16 protein-coding genes are annotated in these 19,658 nt (G+C 68.7%); 8 read left to right on the forward strand and 8 right to left on the reverse strand.

Annotated features, from left to right (window positions below; all coding sequences use genetic code 11):
• Nucleotides 1–24 precede the first annotated feature (24 nt).
• On the reverse strand, nucleotides 25–1,590 hold the full coding sequence (locus tag LQZ85_RS00280; RefSeq protein ID WP_056280101.1) for a hypothetical protein: 1,566 nt from the start codon (nucleotides 1,588–1,590) through the stop codon (nucleotides 25–27).
• Nucleotides 1,566–3,293, reverse strand: a complete 1,728-nt coding sequence (locus LQZ85_RS17915; RefSeq protein ID WP_321163944.1) for an ATP-binding cassette domain-containing protein — start codon at nucleotides 3,291–3,293, stop codon at nucleotides 1,566–1,568. Before LQZ85_RS17915 ends, LQZ85_RS00280 begins: the two co-directional genes overlap by 25 nt.
• Nucleotides 3,294–3,544: 251 nt before the next feature.
• Here LQZ85_RS17915 and LQZ85_RS00290 point away from each other — a divergent pair, with 251 nt between their 5' ends.
• From LQZ85_RS00290 to LQZ85_RS00305, 4 genes are all read left to right on the forward strand, one after another.
• Nucleotides 3,545–4,237 carry a phosphocholine cytidylyltransferase family protein gene (locus LQZ85_RS00290; protein ID WP_053096968.1) on the forward strand — a complete coding sequence of 231 codons (693 nt, stop codon included), beginning with the start codon at nucleotides 3,545–3,547 and terminating at the stop codon, nucleotides 4,235–4,237.
• Nucleotides 4,238–4,317: 80 nt separating this feature from the next.
• Nucleotides 4,318–5,292, forward strand: coding sequence for a hypothetical protein (locus LQZ85_RS00295; protein WP_056280098.1), 975 nt, complete (start codon nucleotides 4,318–4,320; stop codon nucleotides 5,290–5,292).
• Between the two features lie 99 nt (nucleotides 5,293–5,391).
• Entirely contained in the window at nucleotides 5,392–6,990 is a 1,599-nt protein-coding gene (locus tag LQZ85_RS00300) for an acyl-CoA carboxylase subunit beta (RefSeq protein WP_053096973.1), read from the forward strand.
• Nucleotides 6,987–7,220 (forward strand): acyl-CoA carboxylase subunit epsilon, encoded by a 234-nt coding sequence (locus LQZ85_RS00305; protein ID WP_308418038.1) that lies wholly within the window; start codon nucleotides 6,987–6,989, stop codon nucleotides 7,218–7,220. The genes LQZ85_RS00300 and LQZ85_RS00305 overlap by 4 nt, the downstream gene beginning before the upstream one ends.
• Nucleotides 7,221–7,418: 198 nt before the next feature.
• Here LQZ85_RS00305 and LQZ85_RS00310 read toward each other — a convergent pair whose 3' ends face one another.
• The 5 genes from LQZ85_RS00310 to LQZ85_RS00330 all read right to left on the reverse strand — a co-directional run bounded on the left by LQZ85_RS00310 (nucleotide 7,419) and on the right by LQZ85_RS00330 (nucleotide 13,075).
• Complete coding sequence (locus tag LQZ85_RS00310; protein ID WP_053096975.1) at nucleotides 7,419–8,618, reverse strand: ROK family transcriptional regulator; 1,200 nt, start codon at nucleotides 8,616–8,618, stop codon at nucleotides 7,419–7,421.
• Nucleotides 8,619–8,916: 298 nt separating this feature from the next.
• Nucleotides 8,917–9,927 (reverse strand): hypothetical protein, encoded by a 1,011-nt coding sequence (locus LQZ85_RS00315; RefSeq protein ID WP_056280096.1) that lies wholly within the window; start codon nucleotides 9,925–9,927, stop codon nucleotides 8,917–8,919.
• Complete coding sequence (locus tag LQZ85_RS00320) at nucleotides 9,924–11,153, reverse strand: ATP-binding protein (protein WP_056280093.1); 1,230 nt, start codon at nucleotides 11,151–11,153, stop codon at nucleotides 9,924–9,926. The genes LQZ85_RS00315 and LQZ85_RS00320 overlap by 4 nt, the downstream gene beginning before the upstream one ends.
• The gene (locus tag LQZ85_RS00325) at nucleotides 11,143–11,805 is read right to left on the reverse strand and encodes a response regulator transcription factor (protein WP_053096978.1); all 663 of its coding nucleotides are present in this window, start codon (nucleotides 11,803–11,805) and stop codon (nucleotides 11,143–11,145) included. Before LQZ85_RS00325 ends, LQZ85_RS00320 begins: the two co-directional genes overlap by 11 nt.
• Before the next feature lie 40 nt (nucleotides 11,806–11,845).
• Nucleotides 11,846–13,075, reverse strand: a complete 1,230-nt coding sequence (locus tag LQZ85_RS00330) for a TRAM domain-containing protein (protein ID WP_056280088.1) — start codon at nucleotides 13,073–13,075, stop codon at nucleotides 11,846–11,848.
• A gap of 23 nt (nucleotides 13,076–13,098) precedes the next feature.
• Here LQZ85_RS00330 and LQZ85_RS00335 point away from each other — a divergent pair, with 23 nt between their 5' ends.
• Entirely contained in the window at nucleotides 13,099–13,737 is a 639-nt protein-coding gene (locus LQZ85_RS00335; RefSeq protein WP_056280325.1) for a nucleoside triphosphate pyrophosphatase, read from the forward strand.
• Nucleotides 13,738–13,815: 78 nt separating this feature from the next.
• Complete coding sequence (locus tag LQZ85_RS00340) at nucleotides 13,816–15,582, forward strand: biotin carboxylase N-terminal domain-containing protein (RefSeq protein ID WP_056280083.1); 1,767 nt, start codon at nucleotides 13,816–13,818, stop codon at nucleotides 15,580–15,582.
• A 68-nt stretch (nucleotides 15,583–15,650) separates the two neighbouring features.
• On the opposite strand, the gene LQZ85_RS00345 is transcribed toward LQZ85_RS00340, so the two are convergent.
• Entirely contained in the window at nucleotides 15,651–17,105 is a 1,455-nt protein-coding gene (locus tag LQZ85_RS00345) for an NAD(P)H-quinone dehydrogenase (RefSeq protein ID WP_200955185.1), read from the reverse strand.
• A 48-nt stretch (nucleotides 17,106–17,153) separates the two neighbouring features.
• Here LQZ85_RS00345 and LQZ85_RS00350 point away from each other — a divergent pair, with 48 nt between their 5' ends.
• The gene (locus LQZ85_RS00350) at nucleotides 17,154–17,987 is read left to right on the forward strand and encodes a purine-nucleoside phosphorylase (protein WP_056280080.1); all 834 of its coding nucleotides are present in this window, start codon (nucleotides 17,154–17,156) and stop codon (nucleotides 17,985–17,987) included.
• On the forward strand, nucleotides 17,984–19,654 hold the full coding sequence (locus LQZ85_RS00355) for a phospho-sugar mutase (protein WP_056280076.1): 1,671 nt from the start codon (nucleotides 17,984–17,986) through the stop codon (nucleotides 19,652–19,654). Before LQZ85_RS00350 ends, LQZ85_RS00355 begins: the two co-directional genes overlap by 4 nt.
• Nucleotides 19,655–19,658 lie beyond the last annotated feature (4 nt).

Genomic DNA, 19,658 nt, shown 5'->3' on the forward strand with positions numbered 1-19,658 from the left:
CGGACGCACCCGGTTGGGCGGTCGTCACGCGGTCTCGACGAACTCCATCAGTCGCTCGCCCTCATGCTCGAAGATCCGCCCGCCGACGCCGACACCGATCGCGAAGAGCGCCGCCCCTGTCGCGAGTCCGGCCCAGAACGTCGCGGGGGCGAACTGCGATCCCTCGAGCATCGTGAGCACGAGCAGCCAGATGGTCGGCACGCTCACGAGGATCGCTCCGAGGAACGCCGCAGCAGGACCGTACGCGCCACGCGACGTCGGCCGCTGAGGCTGCTGGAACGGGCTGTCTCCGGGACGCGACACGGCGTACGGCGCGATCACAGAGACGATGCTCGAGAAACCGAGCGCCGACAGCAGCAGACTGGCCCCGAGGCCGGTGAGGGGCAGAAGGAGACGCCAGTCATCGATCCAGAGCATCGTGAGAGGCACAGCGATCGCGAGCACGGGAACGGCCACGAGCATCACCGGGACGAGTCGGCCCAGACGATCGGGGATGCCGCGCACGCCGCTCGCCACGTGCGTCCACAGTGCGGTGGAGTCGTAGGCGACATCGTTGTGCGGCAGCCAGCCGAAGAACAGGGCCATCACCGGAACGGGCACGAGAGCGGCGATCTCGAGCGGCACGCCCGCGACGAGGAGTGGCAGGACGGACAGCACGCCGGCGATCGGGACCACGATGAGATTCATGATGTAGCGGCGGTCACGCAGCCAGTAGACGAGGCTGCGAGACGCGATCGCACCGAAGGCGTTCGAGGGAAGCAGTCCGAACCAGCCGAGACCGGAGCGCTCGCGAGAGGCTACAGGACGCTCGGTCGTGGTGAGCAGTCTGCGAACCAGCCACGACCACACCGCCCAGAGCACCACCGCGGTGAGGAGGGCCACGATCCCGCTGATCGAGTTGCCGGCATCGTCATCCGTCGCGAACGAGAACAGGAACCTCGACGATGCGGCGAAAGGGGTGAACCCGATCGTCGCCGTCAGTGCCCCCACTGCGGCGGGGACCTGCCCGTCCCACTTGAGCGAGGCGAGGAACACCGCCACGGGGAATGCGATCACGATCACGGCCAGCGCGAAGAGGGCGGTGAGCTCGCGCGATCGACGCTCCGGCAGCAGCAGCGCGTTCACCGCCATGCCGATACGCGCCGCAAGCACCGTCGAGAACAGGCAGACGACGCTCATCAGCACCGCGATGAACCACGGCGCTCCGAGCCTGATCGCCACGATGCACACGCTGATGTTCACAGCGATGAGAGCCAGGCTGGGAACGCTGACCAGTGAGGCGAGCGCGAGGATCCATGGCATCTGCCGCTCGTCGACCCCGAACACGGCGAATCTGCGGGGATCCAGCTGATCCACGGCACCCACGAGGATGGGACCCACCAGGAATCCCAGGAGCAGTGCCGCGCTGCCGAGGACGATGACCGTGCGCGCGACAGCGACGGGTGCGTCGTCGAGGCTGAGGATCGCCGCGCAGACCACACCCGTGAGAATCGCCACGACGGCGAGCATGATGAGCGTCCGTACCCGACGTTCGCCGCGGAGCGATCCGATCAGGAGCGCGGCTCTCAGTCGGAGAACGTGTGCAGCCACTCGAGCCCCTCCACCTCGCCGATGCCACCGGACAGCTCGACGAACCGCGCTTCGAGCGTCTGGCCTGCGCGGACCTCGTCGATGGTGCCCTCGGCGAGCACTTCTCCCCCGACGATGATCGCGACGCGCGAGCAGACCCGCTCGACGAGATCCATCCCGTGGCTCGAGAGCACCACCGTTCCGCCGTGCGCGACATAGGCGCGCAGAATGTCGAGGATGACCGCGGAGGACACCGGATCGACGGCCTCGAACGGCTCATCGAGCACCAGGACCCTCGGCGAGTGGATCATGGCTCCCGCGAGCATGATCTTCTTGGTCATACCGGCCGAATAGTCGGAGACGACGCGATTGAGCGCCTCTCCGAGATCGAATGCGCGCGCGAGATCGGCGACGCGCTTCTCGATGACCGCCGAGGCGAGCCCCCGCAGGAGCCCGTAGTAGTAGAGCAGCTGCCGCCCGGTGAGTCGATCGAACGTGCGGAGCCGGTCGGGCAGTACACCCATCATGCGTTTCGCGGCAAGAGGCTTCGCCGACTGATCGATGCCGCAGATCACGATGTCGCCTGCATCGGCGCGCAGCAGCCCGGCGACGATCGACAGGGTCGTCGTCTTGCCGGCGCCGTTGGGACCGACGATGCCGTAGAACGAACCTGCAGGCACCGTCAGGTCGATGCCGTTGACCGCGGTGTGATCCCCGAAGTTCTTGACGAGGCCCCGAATGCGGATGGCCTCCGCACCGGAGGCCGCCTCGACTCCGGTGACAGCCTCCTCGGTCGCGTCCGCATCGGACACCGGCTCGGAGATCTCGGATGTCGTGCTCTCGTCGGCGGATGCCGTTTCTGCAGACGCGGTGGCGTCGGCGACGTCCGCCGTCGCGTCGTCGACCGGCGTGGCGTCGTCGACCGGCGTGGCGTCGTCGACCGGCGTCGCGTCGACAACCGGTGCGGCGTCGTTCATAGGGGTCTCCTCCGCCGGAGCGGGCAGATCTGTCTTCGCCCCCTCGGCTGCAGCCTCAGGCTCGTCTCCCTGAACGTGGGCAGGAGCCGGCATCTCGATCTCGATCGCCGCTTCGCTCTCGACCTGAGCGTCCGCCTCTGCCTCGGCCTCGGCCTCGGCCGCAGCAGCCTTCGCGGCAGCTGTCTTCGCCGCAGCGGCCTTCGCGGCCGCGGCCTTGGCCGCCGTGGTCTTCGCCGCGGAAGTGCGTGCTGCGGACTTCGCCGACGCGCTCTTCTCCACCGCAGCCTTGGCGGCGACCGTCTTCGCCGCGGCCGCCCTGGCGGCCGGAGTGGATCCCTGCGCGGCTGAGGTCTTCGCAGCAGCGGTCTTGGCCGCAGCCGTCTTCGCGGCTGTGGTCCTCGCAGCGGTGGTCTTGGCAGCAGCGGATCGCGCCGATGACGTCTTCGCCCCAGCCGCGCGGGCGGTCGTGTCGCGGGTCGCGTTCTTGGCGGCAGTCGTGCGAGCGGCGGCGGTCTTCTTCGATGCCGCCGATCGCGGAGCGCCGCTCTCGGTGGTCCGGTCGATCTTCAGCGCCGGTTCGGCGACCACCTCGACGGTGACTGCGGCCTTGTCCGCCGCAGCTTTGGAGGGAACGCGCGCTCCACCCGTCTTCTTGGCAGGCGTCGTGCGAGCGGAAGTCTTCTTCGGGGCGGCGGGCGTGGCGTCGACCGCCTGAGCAGCGGGATCGTCGGGGGAAGAAGCAGTCACCGTCCTACGGTATCAACGGGGGCAGGATTTCTTCGGGTCACCGCAACATTTCGCCGACCTGGTGAGCCCGTTGGACATTTCACTCCGGATCTGGACGAATCTGAGTGTTGGGTGTGTACTGGATCACGAATTGGCCACAGCGATGTCAACCCCCGCGGGTTCTCAGGCGGGATCGCTAGCATGGCTCTCGGCACGACGAAGTGTCCGGTCGGTGAACCGACCATGAACACATACTTCATTTAGGAGCACTCGTGACTCTTCAGACCGTCATCCTCGCAGCAGGCATGGGCTCACGCCTCGGCCGCGCGCTGCCGAAGCCGCTCACGGAGTTGAGCGACGGCCGCACGATCATGCGCCAGCAGCACGACAACATCCGCGCCGCCTTCGGATCGGACGCCCGCATCACCGCCGTCGTCGGGTACCGCGCAGAGACCATCATCGAGGCGTTCCCGAACGTCAATTACGTGCACAACGAGCGCTACGACGAGACCAACACGTCGAAGAGCCTGTTGCGCGCTCTCGGCGCCACCGGCAAGTCGGGCGTGCTCTGGATGAACGGCGACGTGGTGTTCGACCCGATGATCCTGGGCCGCGCTGCGGCGTACATCGAGCGCGACCAGTCCTTCGTCACGGTGAACACCTCCAAAGTCAGCGACGAGGAGGTGAAGTACACGGTCACGGCCGAGGGCTTCATCAACGAGCTGTCGAAGACCGTCAAGGGCGGTCTCGGTGAGGCTGTGGGCATCAACTACATCTCCTCCGCAGACAAGAAGGCGTTCATGCGCCAGTTGCAGCGCGTCGAAGACCAGGACTACTTCGAGCGCGGCCTCGAGCTCGCGATCGCCGAAGACGGCCTGCTCCTCGAGCCGATGGACGTCTCCGATCTCTACGCGGTCGAGGTCGACTTCGCCGAGGACCTCGAGCGGGCGAACCTGTTCGTCTGATCGCCTTCCACGAAAGCTCGGCCCCGTCAAGGGAGCCGGGCTTTCGGCTTTTTCGCGGCCTGGCTTCCTAGGATCGATCCATGGCCCCCAAGGTGCACAAGATCCACTCCCTCCCCGACGACGCCGCGTGGGACAGGGGGGTGCCGCCCGTCGGCTCGGCCGAGCATCCGCTGATGGTCCGCGGGCTGGACCGCGTTCTCGCGATCCAGCGCCCGCTGGTGCTGGCGCACATCCGCAGCATCCGCCTGCGCAACCCGCACGCTTCGCCCGAGCAGATCATCCGCATCCTCGAGCGGCGCTATCTCGCGGCGGTGACCACGGGCGGCGCGGCGGTCGGAGCGACCGCCGTCGTGCCGGGGATCGGCACCGGCATCACACTCGCCCTCTCCGGAGTCGAGACGGTGGGCTTCGTCGAATCGACGGCGCTCTTCGCGCAGTCCGTCGCAGAGGTCCATGGCATCGCGGTGTCGAACCCCGACCGGGCCCGCGCGCTGGTGATGACCCTCATGCTCGGCAAGGAGGGCGTGGCCCTCGTCGGACAGCTGGCAGGCGAGGCCACCGGCCGCGGCGGCTCGAGGTCGTCGTACTGGGGCGAGATGGTGACGAAGTCGTTGCCGCGCGCTGCCGTCGGCCCCCTCGTGGATCGACTGAAGAGCATGTTCGTGAAGCAGTTCGCGGCGAAGGGCGGTGCCTCGTTCATCGGGAAGGCACTGCCGTTCGGCGTCGGCGCGGCCGTCGGAGGCGCGGGCAACCACATTCTCGGACGCCGCGTGCTGACGACGTCGCACCACGCATTCGGAGCGGCACCTCTGGACATGCCGCTCGAGCTGGAGCCCGTCGCCGGCGCAGAGAAGATGGAGCTGCGAATGCTGCACGGTGCCCAGTTCGTCGGGGGCGCCGTGGCCGGAGCGGCCGGATCGGCGGTCCGCGGCGTCGGCTGGGCGGGACGGAAGATCGCGTCGGTCGGACGTGGCCGCAACAAGGACGTCGGCGAGATCGAGCAGGCCGGCACCCACGACCTGCCGGGCACGCTCGGTGCCGAACACCGCGAGTGACGGCCGCCCTCGGGACACGCGGGGTTCACGAGAGCCGCCAAAGGATCTGACGACCCGTTGTAGCGAGCATCCAACGGACGGGGCCACCGCGACGATAGGGTGGAATCCGTGACGGACAAGCCCGAACTCTCGACCACCGCCGGCAGAATCGCAGACCTCCGCGCTCGCTACAACGAAGCCGTTGTCGACGCCGAGAAGGTCGCGCAGGAGAAGCAGCACGCCAAGGGCAAGATGACCGCCCGCGAGCGCATCGAACTGCTCGTCGACCCCGGAAGCTTCGTCGAGTTCGACGAGTACGTGCGCCATCGCACCACCGCGTTCGGCATGGATCGCAACCGGCCCTACGGCGATTCCGTCGTGACGGGTGTGGGCACGATCCACGGCCGCACGGTCGCGGTGTACTCGCAGGACTTCACCACGTTCGGCGGATCTCTCGGCGAGGTCTCCGGCGACAAGATCATCAAGATCATGGAGTTCGCGCTGTCGGGCGGTATGCCGATCATCGGCATCCTCGACTCCGGTGGAGCCCGGATCCAGGAGGGCGTGCTCGCCCTCAGCAAGTACGGCGAGATCTTCCGCCTGAACACTCGGTCGTCGGGGGTCATCCCGCAGATCTCGATCATCATGGGCCCGGCCGCCGGTGGAGCCGTCTACGGCCCCGCTCTGACGGACTTCGTGATCATGGTCGACAAGACCAGCCAGATGTTCGTGACCGGCCCGGACGTCATCAAGACGGTCACCGGCGAGGACGTCGGCATGGAGGAGCTCGGAGGAGCCCTCACGCACAACACTCGCTCGGGTGTCGCGCACTACCTCGCCGAGGACGAGGACGACGCGATCGACTACGCCCGCACGCTCCTCGGCTTCCTCCCCGACAACAACATGGCGGAGATCCCCGCGTACGAGAGCGGCTTCGAGTGGGAGACCACGGATGCCGATCGCTCTCTGAACACGATCATCCCCGACTCCCCCAATCAGCCGTACGACATCCACACGGTCATCGAGCACGTCGTCGACGCGGGAGACTTCATCGAGGTCCAGCCGCTTTTCGCGCCGAACATCGTGATCGGCTTCGGCCGGGTCGAAGGGCGCTCGGTCGGGATCATCGCCAACCAGCCGTCCCAGATGGCCGGAACGCTCAACATCGAGGCGGGTGAGAAGGCCAGCCGATTCGTGCGGTTCTGCGACGCGTTCTCGATCCCTATCGTCACGCTCGTCGACGTGCCCGGGTATCTCCCCGGTACCGATCAGGAGTGGACCGGCGTGATCCGCCGCGGCGCCAAGCTCATCTACGCCTACGCGGAAGCGACCGTGCCGCTGGTCACGGTCATCCTGCGCAAGGCCTACGGCGGCGCCTACATCGTGATGGGATCGAAGCAGCTGGGCGCCGATGTCAACCTCGCCTGGCCGACGGCGGAGATCGCCGTGATGGGCGGCCAGGGTGCGGTCAACATCCTCTACCGCGGCGAGATCAAGCGTGCCGAAGAGGCCGGCGAGGACGTCGCCGCCGTGCGCACGCGGCTCGCGAACGAGTACACCTACAGCGTGACCTCGCCGTTCCTCGCCGCCGAACGCGGCGAGATCGACGGCATCATCGAACCGGCGAACACCCGAGTCTCGATCGCCAAGGCGCTCCGAGCCCTCCGTGGGAAGCGCGCCGAGCTGCCCCCCAAGAAGCACGGGAACATCCCGCTGTGACCGAGCCCGCGACGTCGGACGAGCGCCAGCTCCCGACGATGGAGATCACCCGGGGCGTTGCGACCGAGGAGGAGCTCGCCGCTCTCATCGCCGTGGTGAGCGACGCCTACTCGCAGGAGGCGGCGGATGCCGTGGCCGAGGAGCCTCGCGTATCGGCGTGGGCCCGCACCCAGCGACCGCTGCGACGCGCACTGCGACGAGACATCCCGTGGGGCCGCTTCGCACGCTGACGCCCTCGCATCGGAGAGTCTGCGAGACCCGGAGCCCCCCAGCTACCGGGCCACGCAGACGACCCTCCGATTGATGCGGGGCCGTCGCCCCTGGCACCTGTAAACCCCAGACGGCGCATCTCTTCGATAATACATCGACTGGAGTAATCACTGAGGGCGCTTCAACCGATATACCGGTATGCGAATTGATGGCTCCGTTCAATCCTCGAGGTAGAGGTCGGATGCTCGAGGCGTGAGCACCGCGTCGAGCACGACGCAGGCGGCCCCCACGGCACCGACATCCTCTCCCACCACCGCGCTGTCGACGCGCAAGGCCCGAACCGACCTCGTCGCACTGCGACGGTTCAGCTGCTCTGGGATCTCGCGCAGATAGACCTCGGACAGAGGGGCGCAGAACGGCCCGCCGAGCACCACACGATCGACATCGAGGATGTTCGTGAGCACCGAGATCAGCACTGCGAGATGTTCGGCAGAGCGACGCAGAACGCCCAGTGCGCGGATCTCGCCCGCGGAAGCGAGCTCGCACAGACGGGCGAACCGCTCCTCCACTCCGCGCGCACCTCCGTCGTCCGGCTCATCGCGGAACACCCCGGCCGCCTCCGCCTGCTCGACGATCGCCTGCGGGGTGCATACCACTTCGACGCATCCTCGCGAGCCGCACGCGCAGGGCGGCCCGTCTGGGTCGACCATGATGTGGCCGATCTCGCCGAAGTTGTGGGTGCTGCCTGTGACCACAACCCCCTCACGCGCTGCGGCGGCCCCGAGCCCCGTGCCGAGGTAGACGAACAGGAACGAGTCCTCGGCTGTCGCGGAGCCGGTCCACAGCTCCCCCACTGCGGCGGCAGTGGTGTCCTTCTCCAGCGTGACTTCGAAGCCCGTCGCTTCTGCGAGAACGGAACGCAGCGGCACCCGATGCCATCCGTCGAGCTTCGGGGGGTCCACCACCGTGCCCTTCGCCGCGTCGAGCGGCCCGGGGGCAGCGACGCCGACCCCGGCGACGAGTGCGCGATCGATGCCGGCCTCGTCGACGAGGCCATCGATCGTCTGCGCCATCGTCTCGACGATGCGGTGCGGGTCCCGGTCGTGCGTGCGCACGACTCGTCGTGCGATCACCGCACCGGACATGTTCAGCAGCACGAAGGTGATCACCGACGGGTCGAGATGCACCCCCACCGAGAAACGACTCTCCGCGACCAGGCGCAGCGTGACTCGCGGCTTGCCGGGCCCGTTGATGGTCCGCCCTGCTTCGGTGATCAGCCCCTCGTCGAGAAGGCGACGGGTGATGTTCGTGATCGTCTGCGCCGAGAGGCCGGTCGCATCGACGAGCTCGATCCGGCTGAGTCCCTCTCCGGACCGGCGGATGGCCTCGAGGATGACGGACTGGTTGAAGTCACCCATGCGGGGGAGATTGGTTCCGCGACGCATTCCCATGCCTCATCATCTCGCACCGGCGTCGATTCCGTGTCCCCCAAAATACCTACAGACAACGACTTGACTAACCATGAGACTGAGTAAGACGCTTCGCGTTCGGCTGGTCTCTCTGTCCCAGGGTAGATAGACGCAGACCGGCCACCAGCGGACGGTTTTCGGGTAACTGGTCCGCATGGCGAGGGGCTGGCGGATTCGCCGCCCCTCGCCCACTCTGTCTGACCTCGACTCTGACCCCCTCCCCCGGCCAGAGCCGAGGACAGGGGCCTCACTGGCGTGGAGCGTCTCTCGGGATCTCGTGCCACACGTCGACGGCATCGTCGTCGCTCTGCCCGCCGGCGCCGGCCCGGCCGACCACCGTCACGGCCGTGTGAGCATCCCTGGCCGCTCGGATGATCCACCGCTCCGCATCCGCATCGCGCAGCACCCGGGCGAGCTCGTCGCGGATCATCGCGCGTCGTCCCTCATCGACGTCGTCCAAGCCGCCCTCGTCGAAGACGGTGACGACGGCACCGCGGCGACGCGCGTCCTCGATCGCATCCCGCACCGCATCGTTGAGCAGATCGGCTCCCCGGAGCTCGTCGCGCAGGCGACCTTCCGCCAGACGCGCCTGCAGACGCTCCTCCTCGCTCAGCGCGCCACGCGATGCGACGGTGCGACTGAGCACCGGCCCCGCGACCGCCAGCGCGAACTGCGTGCGCAGACGACGTTCCTTCTGGCGCACCTGCTGGGTCGCGTGCCAGGCGGACACCGCCTGCTGGATGCCGGCGAGGCGCTCGGTGTCGCGGACGGCTCTGTCCCAGAAGATCACCAGGAGGTGAGCGATCGCGACCCACACGAGCGAGCCCACCAGGCCGAGGGACAGCGCCACGAAGACACCCAGATACACCGACGATGTGGCGACGAGGACGAGCACCACCAGCCAGCCGATCACGAAGCGGCGCCGGACGACGCACACCACGCCCATCAGACCGAGCGCACCGATGTACCAGGTGGCGAACGGCGCCGTGCGTGTCAGCGGATCGAGTGACAGCGTCACGAGAATCGGAATGAGGACGCTCGAGACCAGCGTCAGCAGCGCCGCCCAGAGCGGCATCCGCACCGAGATCGCCGAGTCCCAGAGGATCGCGACGTTGACGACGACGAGGTACAGCGCGATCGCCGCGACCATCAGCAGCGGCGCGGAGGGCTGCTCGATCCACCACACCCCTCTCGCGGCGAAGTACATCGCGAAGCCCACCGCGAGTGACGTCGCGACACTGCGCACCGTGCGATTCATGGCCGCTCCCAGCCCAGCGTCACGGTGGTGCCGCACTCTCTCGAATCGATCTCGGCGGTGCCCGCCACCCCGGCCATCCGTGCGAAGATCGACGCTCTGATCCCGAGGCGGTCGGCGCCGATCGCCCCGATATCGAATCCTGGGCCGGTGTCCGTGATCGTCACCGTGATCCCCTCGTCACCGCGGCCCTCGACGAGGATGTGCAGCCCGCGCCCACCCGCATGGGTGACCGCGTTGCCGAGCGCCTGTCTGGCGGCGAGCACGAGTGCTCTCGCGGCGCGCCCGGGGATCAGGCCGATCCCTCCCCGTTCCTCGACGATCGCATCCGCCCCGAGCTCGGACAGGGCACGACGGAGCTCGACGACGATCTGAGCGGCGCCCACCGGTTCGTCGCTGCCCTCCTGGGCCACCGCGGCCTCGGTGTTCGCCAGGCGGGTGAGAGCCTCCCGGGCCATCCCCACGGCGAGGTCCTGCGCCCGATCGCCTTCGGCCCGTTCCGCGGCGATCAGCGCTGCGAGGACGCTGTCGTGCATGAGCGCCGACATCGCCGCACGCTCCTCCTCGGCTGCGGCGGCTGCCGCTGCGCCCGCGTACGACGCGACGGCTCGGGCACGGGCCTCATCGACACCCGCGGCGACCGAGCGGAACATCCATCCCAACGCGATGATGACGCATCCGAGGATCAGGGTGAACGACACGTCGAACGCCGTCGTCACCCAGAAGTCTCGCGAGAAATCGCCTTCGACGAGGCGGACATAGCCGTAGACGAACGGCAGGCACACCGCCCAGACGAACTGCAGCCACAGAGGGAAGGCGAGCATCGCAGCCACGACGCCCACGTTGACGAGGAAGAAGATCCACGGCTGGTCGGCGGCTCTGCCCACAGGGTCGACCAGACTCGGCCAGGCGGCGAGCGCGAGTGTGTACACGATGGCGAACGCGCCGGACGCGGTCCTGACGCCACGTCCGATGACGCACGCGACGAGCATGACGATCAGCGGCACGAAGACCACGAGCAGCATCGTGATGCGCGCGGCATCCGATCCCGTCGTCGTGACCCCCGCGATCAGTGCCTGTGCGCCGAGAACACCCGATCCGATCGCGACGACCGTGGCGAGGATGCGCTCCATGCGTTTGCCGGTGAAGCGCTCGAACTCGGTCTCCACGCTGCCGGGCGAAGGGATCTTGCTCCATGCCTCCCGGATGCTGAGCGGGTCAGCGGCCACTCGGCGCCCCGTCTGCGGCGACGATCCCATCCTCCATCGCTCGCCGCAGAAGGTCGACCTTCGTCGGGGCCGGTCGCCCGACCTCCACGTACTTGACCCGGATCCGGGTGATGTTCTCCTTGGCGGTCGAGTACGCGACTCCGAGGCGCTCGGCCACGGCCTTCAGCGGCAGGCCGGTGGCATACAGCCGGAGCACCTCCCGCTCGCGTGTCGACAGCTGGGCGTCCGCGAAGTCGCGATCCCCGTCGACAGCGCTCGCCCACTCGACGTTGTTGAGGGCTTCGCCCTGCGCGACGGTGCGGATGGCGTCGAGCACGTCGTCCAGCGCAGAGGATTTGCTCACGACGCCGGCGGCACCGGCAGCGAGGGCCTCGCGCACGGCCGCCGGTCGATCGGCGACGCTGTGGATCACGACGCTCGCGCCGTCGGCGACGAGCGACCGGACGTTCTCGGTCACCGTGGTGCCGTCTCCGAGGGTGAGGTCGAGCACCACCACGTCGGCAGGCTGCGACGACGTCGTCGACCTCCACTCGAGGTAGGACACGACGGTGCTGCCGGAGAAGACGACGGTCTGCTCTCCGTCACGAGCGCACGCCGCCTCGAGACCGAGGCGGACGGATTCGTGATCGTCGATGAGTGCGACCCTGCTCATCCGCCCAGCCTACTGAGTACTCAGCCCCCGCAGATCACGATCACCGGGTGAGCAGCGCGACGACCTCGAAGTGATGCGAGTGCGGGAACAGGTCGAAACCGCGCAGCGTCCCCACGTTCCACCCGTGTTCGCGGAAGGTTCCGAGGTCCCGCGCCAACGCCACAGGGTCGCAGGCGACGTAGGCGATCGCCTCGGGGGCCAGAGAGTTCAGTGCATCGACCACCGCGCGTCCGGCACCGGCACGCGGCGGATCGAGTACGACCGCTCCTGCTCGCGTGTCGGAGGGGAGACCGGCGAGATAGCGGTCGACCCGTGCTGTGACGGCATTCACGGCGAGGGGCGCGAGGTTCTGCTGCGCGTGAGTCGTCGCCCGCCTGCTGGACTCGACGGTGACGATGTCGGTGCCACCGAGGTCTGCGAGCGATGCGGCGAAGAGCCCGACTCCTCCGTAGAGGTCGAAGTGCGTCGTCTCCGGATCGACGTGCCCGTCGAGGATGCCGTAGACGGCGCCGTCGAGCACCGAGGCGGCTCGCGGGTGCACCTGCCAGAATCCACCGGCGTCGACCTGGAACCGGCGATCGCCCACCTGCTCGTAGACGACTTCGGGCGCCGGGCGGCGGTGCTGCCCCCTGGCCGGTCGCTCGTCGAGGCGATCTCGTCGGATGACCCGCACCTGGCCGTCGCCCGGTTCGACCAGGTCGACGCTGCCCGCCTCGCCACCCGCGAGACGGAGGGCCGCCTGTGCGACCGCCGGACGCGCGAGCGGGTGGGAGCTGACCGGGATCACCCGGTGGCTGCGAGCGGCGTAGGGTCCGACGCGCCCCTGGTCGTCGACGTGCAGGGTCACCCGGGAGCGCCAGCCGGTTCCGTCGGTCGAGTCCACGGCCTCGATCTCGGGAGCCTCGAGACCGGGTCCGGCGAAACGATCGAGCGCCTCGGTGAGCACCTGACGCTTGAGCACGCGCTGATGCGCGAGATCGATGTGCCCCAGGTCGGCGCCCCCCGGCCGGTCCTCGGGCGCGCGGGAGACGTCGGCCTCCGCCCAGATGTGGGGGCGACGATGCGGCGAGGCGTCCAGGACCTCGACAGTCTCGGCACGCCAGAAGCTCTTGGACTCACCCGTGGAGTCCTCGGTGAGCCGCGCGCGGACCCGCTCACCGGGGATGGCGTCGGAGACGAAGACGACCCGGCCTTCGTGTCGGGCGATGAACGTGCCGCCGTGCGCGATGCCGGTGATGTCCAGATCGAGCAGGACTGGGGAGGAAGTCATCCTTCGAGGATACGGTGGTGAACATGCGCGTCTGCCTGGCCTCCACCTCTCCCGCCCGCCTCATGCTGCTGCGTCAGGCGGGTATCGAGCCTCTGACCCAGTCGCCGGGAGTGGATGAGGATGCGGTCGCCGCCGCTGCCACGGCCGAACGGGGCGCGGAGCTGACTCCGGCGGACCTCGTGCTCCTGCTCGCCCGGGCGAAGGCGGCGGACGTCGCGCAGCGCCTCTCTGCGGACGGCGAGTTCGACGGCATCGTGATCGGCGGAGACTCGATGTTCGAACTCGGCGGGCGCGTGTACGGCAAGCCCTACACGCCCGAGGAGGCGACCAGACGCTGGCAGGAGATGCGCGGGGCCACCGGCATCCTGCACTCGGGGCACTCGGTCTTCCGTGTCTCGCCGGGCACCGACCCGGTCGAGGCCACCGCCACGGCCGAGGCTTCGGTGACCTTCGCCGATGACGTCACGGATGCCGAGATCGCCGCCTACGTCGCCTCGGGTGAGCCCCTGCTCGTCGCCGGTGCGTTCACGGTCGACAGTCTGGGCGGCGCCTTCATCACCCGCGTCGACGGCGACCCGTCGACGGTGGTCGGGATGTCGCTGTCGACCGTGCGCCGCCTCGCCGCCGATCTCGGCGTCACGTGGACCGACCTCTGGTCGTAGAGTCTCGTCGACGTTTCTGCCTCTTTCTTGTGGAGAGTCGTCAAAGCGAACGGGAGCCTTCTCGCTAGGCTGGCAAGCATGCCTGATATCGCCAAGGTGCTCATCGCCAACCGCGGCGAGATCGCCGTCCGCATCATCCGTGCCGCTCGCGACTCGGGGATCGCCTCCGTCGCCGTGTACGCCGACCAGGACCGCGACGCTCTGCACACCCGCCTCGCCGACGAGGCCTATGCCCTCGGCGGCGCCACGAGCGCCGAGACCTACCTGCAGATCGAGAAGATCCTCTCGGTCGCCCGCCGCGCCGGCGCCGACGCCGTGCACCCCGGATACGGCTTCCTCGCCGAGAACGCCGAATTCGCCCGCGCCGTCATCGGTGCGGGGATGACCTGGATCGGGCCTTCCCCCGACGCCATCGAGGCGCTCGGCGACAAGGTCACCGCCCGCCACGTCGCCGAGAAGGTCGGCGCGCCGCTCGCTCCCGGAACGCCGGGACCCGTCTCCGGGGCCGACGAGGTCGTCGCCTTCGCGAAGGAGTTCGGTCTGCCGATCGCGATCAAAGCCGCGTACGGCGGCGGCGGTCGCGGCCTGAAGGTCGCCCGCGAGCTCGACGAGGTCGCGGAGCTCTTCGAATCCGCCACCCGCGAGGCGGTCACCGCCTTCGGCCGCGGCGAGTGCTTCGTCGAGAAGTACCTCGACAAGCCGCGGCACGTCGAGACCCAGTGCCTGGCGGATGCCGAGGGCAACGTCGTCGTCATCTCGACGCGCGACTGCTCGCTGCAGCGCCGCCACCAGAAGCTCGTCGAGGAGGCACCCGCGCCGTTCCTCACGGACGAGCAGAACGACCTGCTCTATTCCGCGTCGAAGGCCATCCTCAAGGAGGTCGGCTACGTGGGCGCAGGCACCTGCGAGTTCCTGATCGGCGCCGACGGCACCGTCTCGTTCCTCGAGGTCAACACCCGTCTGCAGGTCGAGCACCCCGTCTCCGAGGAGGTCACCGGCATCGACCTGGTGCGCGAGCAGTTCCGCATCGCCGCCGGCGGCACGATCGACTACGACGACCCGAAGCCGACCGGACACTCGATCGAGTTCCGCATCAACGGCGAGGACCCCGGTCGAGGGTTCCTCCCGCAGCCGGGTCCGATCCACGTCTTCAAGACCTTCGGCGGACCCGGCATCCGCCTCGACTCCGGCGTCACCGCGGGCGACTCGGTCTCGGGCGCCTTCGACTCGCTTCTCGCGAAGATCATCGTCACCGGCAAGGACCGCGCCGAGGCTCTGGAGCGCTCGCGCCGCGCCCTCGAGGAGTTCGAGGTCGCAGGTCTGCCCACCGTGCTCCCGTTCCACCGCAAGGTCGTGAACGACCCCGCGTTCACCGCGGAGAACGGCGAGTTCGGCATCTTCACCCGCTGGATCGAGACCGAGTTCGAGAACGACATCCCCGCCTGGGACGGCGAGCTCGAGTCGCCCTCCGCCGGCGAGAACCGGCACACCGTCGTGGTCGAGGTCGGCGGCAAGCGCCTCGAGGTCAGCCTTCCCGATCGCGTCGCGGTGGCGGCCGGCACGGCAGGACGACCGGCCGCGGTTCCGCCGTCCCGCCGCAGCCACGCGACCTCGGTCAGCGCCGGCGCATCGGGAGACGCCGTCAAGTCGCCGATGCAGGCGACCGTCGTCAAGGTCGCCGTCGAAGAGGGGCAGCAGGTCGTCAAGGGCGATCTGGTCGTCGTTCTCGAGGCGATGAAGATGGAGCAGCCGCTGCAGGCTCACAAGGACGGCACGATCGGCAACATCGGCGCCGTCGCCGGTGCGACGGTCTCGGCCGGACACCAGCTGCTCACGATCAGCTGACCACCCTCGCACACGAGAAAGGCGCCCCGCTGCTGCGGGGCGCCTTTCTCGTCTGATCCGCGGCGGATCTAGGAGATGTTCGCGTTGACGAGGTGCATCGCCCTGCTCGCGTCGGTGATGCTGCTCGACAGCGACGGGTATGCCGCGAAGACGCGAGAGACCTGGTCGACCGTCAGACGACGCTCCACGGCGACCGCGATCGGGTAGATCAGCTCGGAGGCCTTGGGCGCGACGATCACGCCGCCGATCACGGTGCCGGATCCCTTGCGTGCGATCAGCTTCACGAAACCGTCCTTGATGCCCATCATCTTGGCCCGAGGGTTCGCGGCGAGGGGCAGCTTGTAGACGAGGCCGTCCGCGACGCCGTCTTCGACGTCCTTCTCGGAATAGCCGACCGTGGCGATCTCGGGCGCCGTGAAGATGTTGGAGGTGATCTTGATCAGCTCCAGAGGGATCACGATGTCGCCCAGCGCGTGGAACACGGCCGTGCGGCCCTGCATAGACGCGACGGAGGCGAGTGGGAAGAAGTTCGTGCAGTCGCCGACGGCGTAGACGTTGGGCACAGAGGTGCGCGCGACGCGGTTGACCCGCACGTGCCCGGTCTCGTCGAGCTCGACTCCCGCGTCTTCGAGACCGATGCCAGCGGTGTTCGGGATCGAGCCGACCGCCATGAGGCAGTGGCTCCCCTCGACCGTGCGGCCGTCGGAGAGCGTCGCGCGCACGCCGTCCTCGGTGACCTCGACCTTCTCGGCGCGGGCCTTGGAGAGCACCGTCATCCCGCCGCGCTTGAAGACCTTCTCGAGAACGTGCGCGGCATCCTGGTCCTCACCCGGCAGCACCTGCTCGCGGCTGGAGATCAGCGTGACCTCGGCGCCGAGGTTCATGTAGGCGGACGCGAACTCGGCGCCCGTCACACCGGAGCCGACCACGATCAGGTGATCGGGAAGCGCCTTCATGTCGTAGAGCTGCGTCCACGTGAGGATCCGCTTGCCGTCGGGCTTGGCCGAATCCAGCTCGCGCGGCGACGCGCCCACCGCCACGATGATCGTGTCGGCCTCGACGCGGTCGAAGTCGGTGCCCTTCTGCCCGGTCGAGACCACGATCGCCGTCGGTCCCTCCAGACGGCCGTGGCCGGACAGGATGCGCACGCCGGCCTCGAGCAGCGTCGTGCGCATGTCCTCGGACTGCTGGCCCGCGAGCGCGATCAGACGTTTGTTCACCGCGGCGAGGTTGATGGCGATCTCGGGCTTGAGCGGCTTGCCGTGCTCGCCCTTGGCGTAGAACTGCACTCCGAGGTCGGAGGCCTCCGAGATCGCGACCGCGGCATCCGCCGTGGCGATCAGGCTCTTCGAGGGGACGACATCGGTGAGCACTGCCGCTCCGCCCACGCCCACACGCTCGACCAGGGTCACCTCGGCTCCGAGCTGAGCGGCCGCGAGGGCCGCCTCATAACCGCCGGGACCGCCGCCGAGGACGGCGACGCGCTGTGTGCGCTCAAAAGGGGTGGAAGACATGATCTCCATTCTTCCGCAATCCTGGCCCCGGAGCCTGCACCTTCCTAGAGTGGATCCATGTCTGAAACACACAGCAACCCCCTCGACGACCCGAATGCGAACCCGTTCGAGGTCGCAGCCGACGCAGCCGCCGACATCGCGCGCCTGACCGGAGTCGAGAAGCACGACATCGCCCTGACCCTCGGCAGCGGGTGGGGCAAGGCCGCCGACATCATCGGCGAGACCACGGCGACCATCCCCGCCACCGAGGTCACCGGCTTCTCGAAGCCCGCTCTCGAGGGCCACGTGGGCACCCTGCGCAGCATCCGCACTCCCGATGGCAAGAAAGTCCTCGTCATCGGTGCTCGCACCCACTACTACGAGGGCCACGGCGTGCGCCGTGTCGTGCACTCGGTGCGCACCGCCGCGGCCACGGGCGCCAAGATCATGGTGCTGACGAACGGCGCCGGCGGAGTGCGCGAGACCTGGACCCCCGGCCAGCCCGTGCTGATCAGCGACCACATCAACCTCACGGCCGACTCCCCTCTCGAGGGCGCGACGTTCATCGACCTGACCGACCTCTATTCGACACGTCTGCGCGACATCGCCCGGAGCGTCGACCCCACTCTCGACGAGGGCGTGTACACGCAGTTCCGCGGCCCGCACTACGAGACGCCGGCCGAGGTGCAGATGGCCAAGCACATCGGCGGACACATCGTGGGAATGTCGACAGCGCTCGAGGCGATCGCCGCTCGCGAGGCCGGTATGGAGATCCTCGGGTTCTCGCTCATCACCAACCTCGCCGCCGGCATCCAGAAGACGCCGCTCAGCCACGCTGAGGTCATCGAGGCCGGTCGAGAGGCCGAACCGGTCATCTCGGCGCTGCTGGCCCGAGTGGTCGAGGCGCTGTGAACGACGAGCGTCTCGCGCAGGCGCGCGCGTGGATGAGACAGGACCCCGATCACGAGACCCGCGACGAGCTGGCCGTGGTCATCACGCGGGCAGCGGATGGCGACGAGTCGGCCGCCGCCGACCTCGATGATCGCTTCAGCACCCGACTCGCGTTCGGCACCGCCGGTCTCCGCGGAGCCCTGGGGGCCGGCAGCAACCGCATGAACCGCGTGCTCGTCGCGCAGGCGGCCGCCGGGTTCGCCTCGTACCTGCGCGAGAAGTCGCACGGCCGCACGCCGACCGTGGTGATCGGCTATGACGGACGCCGCAACTCCCGCGTGTTCGCGACCGACTCCGCCGAGCTGTTCGCCGGAGCAGGGCTGCGCGCGATCCTGCTGCCCAGACTGCTGCCCACGCCCGTGCTCGCGTTCGCGGTGCGTCACCTGGGCGCGGATGCCGGTGTCATGGTGACCGCGTCGCACAACCCGCCGAACGACAACGGATACAAGGTCTATCTGGGCGGCGCCGATCAGGGCTCGCAGATCGTCGCACCCGCCGATGCCGAGATCGCCGCGCACATCCAGCGGGTCGCCGATGCGGACGACGTCACGTCGTCGCCTCGCTCCACCGACTATGAGACGGCCGGCGAAGCCGTGGTCGACGCGTACGTCGCCGCGACAGCGGCGGTCGCTCCCGCACCAGCCGGCGCGTCCGATCTGCGCTGGGTCTACACCGCTATGCACGGGGTCGGCTGGGAGACGCTGTCGAAGATCGTCGCGGCCGCCGGATACCCTCAGCCGATGGTCGTCGGAGAGCAGCTCGAACCCGACGCGACATTCCGCACCGTGTCGTTCCCCAACCCGGAGGAGCCGGGGGCGATGGACCTGTCCTTCGCCCGGGCCCGCCGCGTGCAGGCGGACTTCATCATCGCCAATGATCCGGATGCCGACCGACTCGCCGTGGCGATCCCGGATGCGTCGTCGGAGGGCGGATGGCGGCGACTCACCGGCAACGAGGTCGGGCTCCTCCTGGGCGCTCGCGCCGCCAGGGCCGCCGAGGGCACGCCGGGTGCATCGCTCGCGTGCTCCCTGGTCTCATCGCCCGGCCTCGGCGCCGTCGCCGCCCATCACGGGCTCGACTTCCACGAGACGCTCACGGGCTTCAAATGGATCTCCCGCGCCCCCGGCATCGTCTTCGGCTTCGAGGAGGCACTCGGCTACCTCGTGAATCCCGAGACCGTGCGCGACAAGGACGGCATCTCGGCGACCGTGGCGATCCTCGGACTCGCCGCCGAGGCGCACGAGCGCGGACGCTCTCTCGCCGACCTGTTGTCCGAGCTCGGTGACACGTACGGTCACTTCGCCAGCGGTCAGGTGTCGGTCCGCGTGCAGGACCTCTCGGTCATCGGCACCGTGATGCTCTCGCTGCGCACGCTGCCGCCGACGCACTTCGGCAGCCACTCGATCGCCTCCGTGGAGGATCTGCTGCACGCCGACGCAGGGCAGCCCTCGGGCGACGTGCTGCGGTATCGACTCACGGACGGCTCGCGCATCATCGTCCGTCCGAGCGGCACCGAGCCGAAGCTCAAGGTCTACATCGACGCGGCCGCGGACTCCGCAGAGCGCGCCACCGCGACCGTCGCCGAGCTCGAGGCCGCGGTGCGCCTGCTCCTGGAAGAACGCTCGTAGGCCG

Source organism: Microbacterium sp. Bi98 (genome assembly GCF_918698045.1).
In the GTDB taxonomy this organism is placed as follows: domain Bacteria; phylum Actinomycetota; class Actinomycetes; order Actinomycetales; family Microbacteriaceae; genus Microbacterium.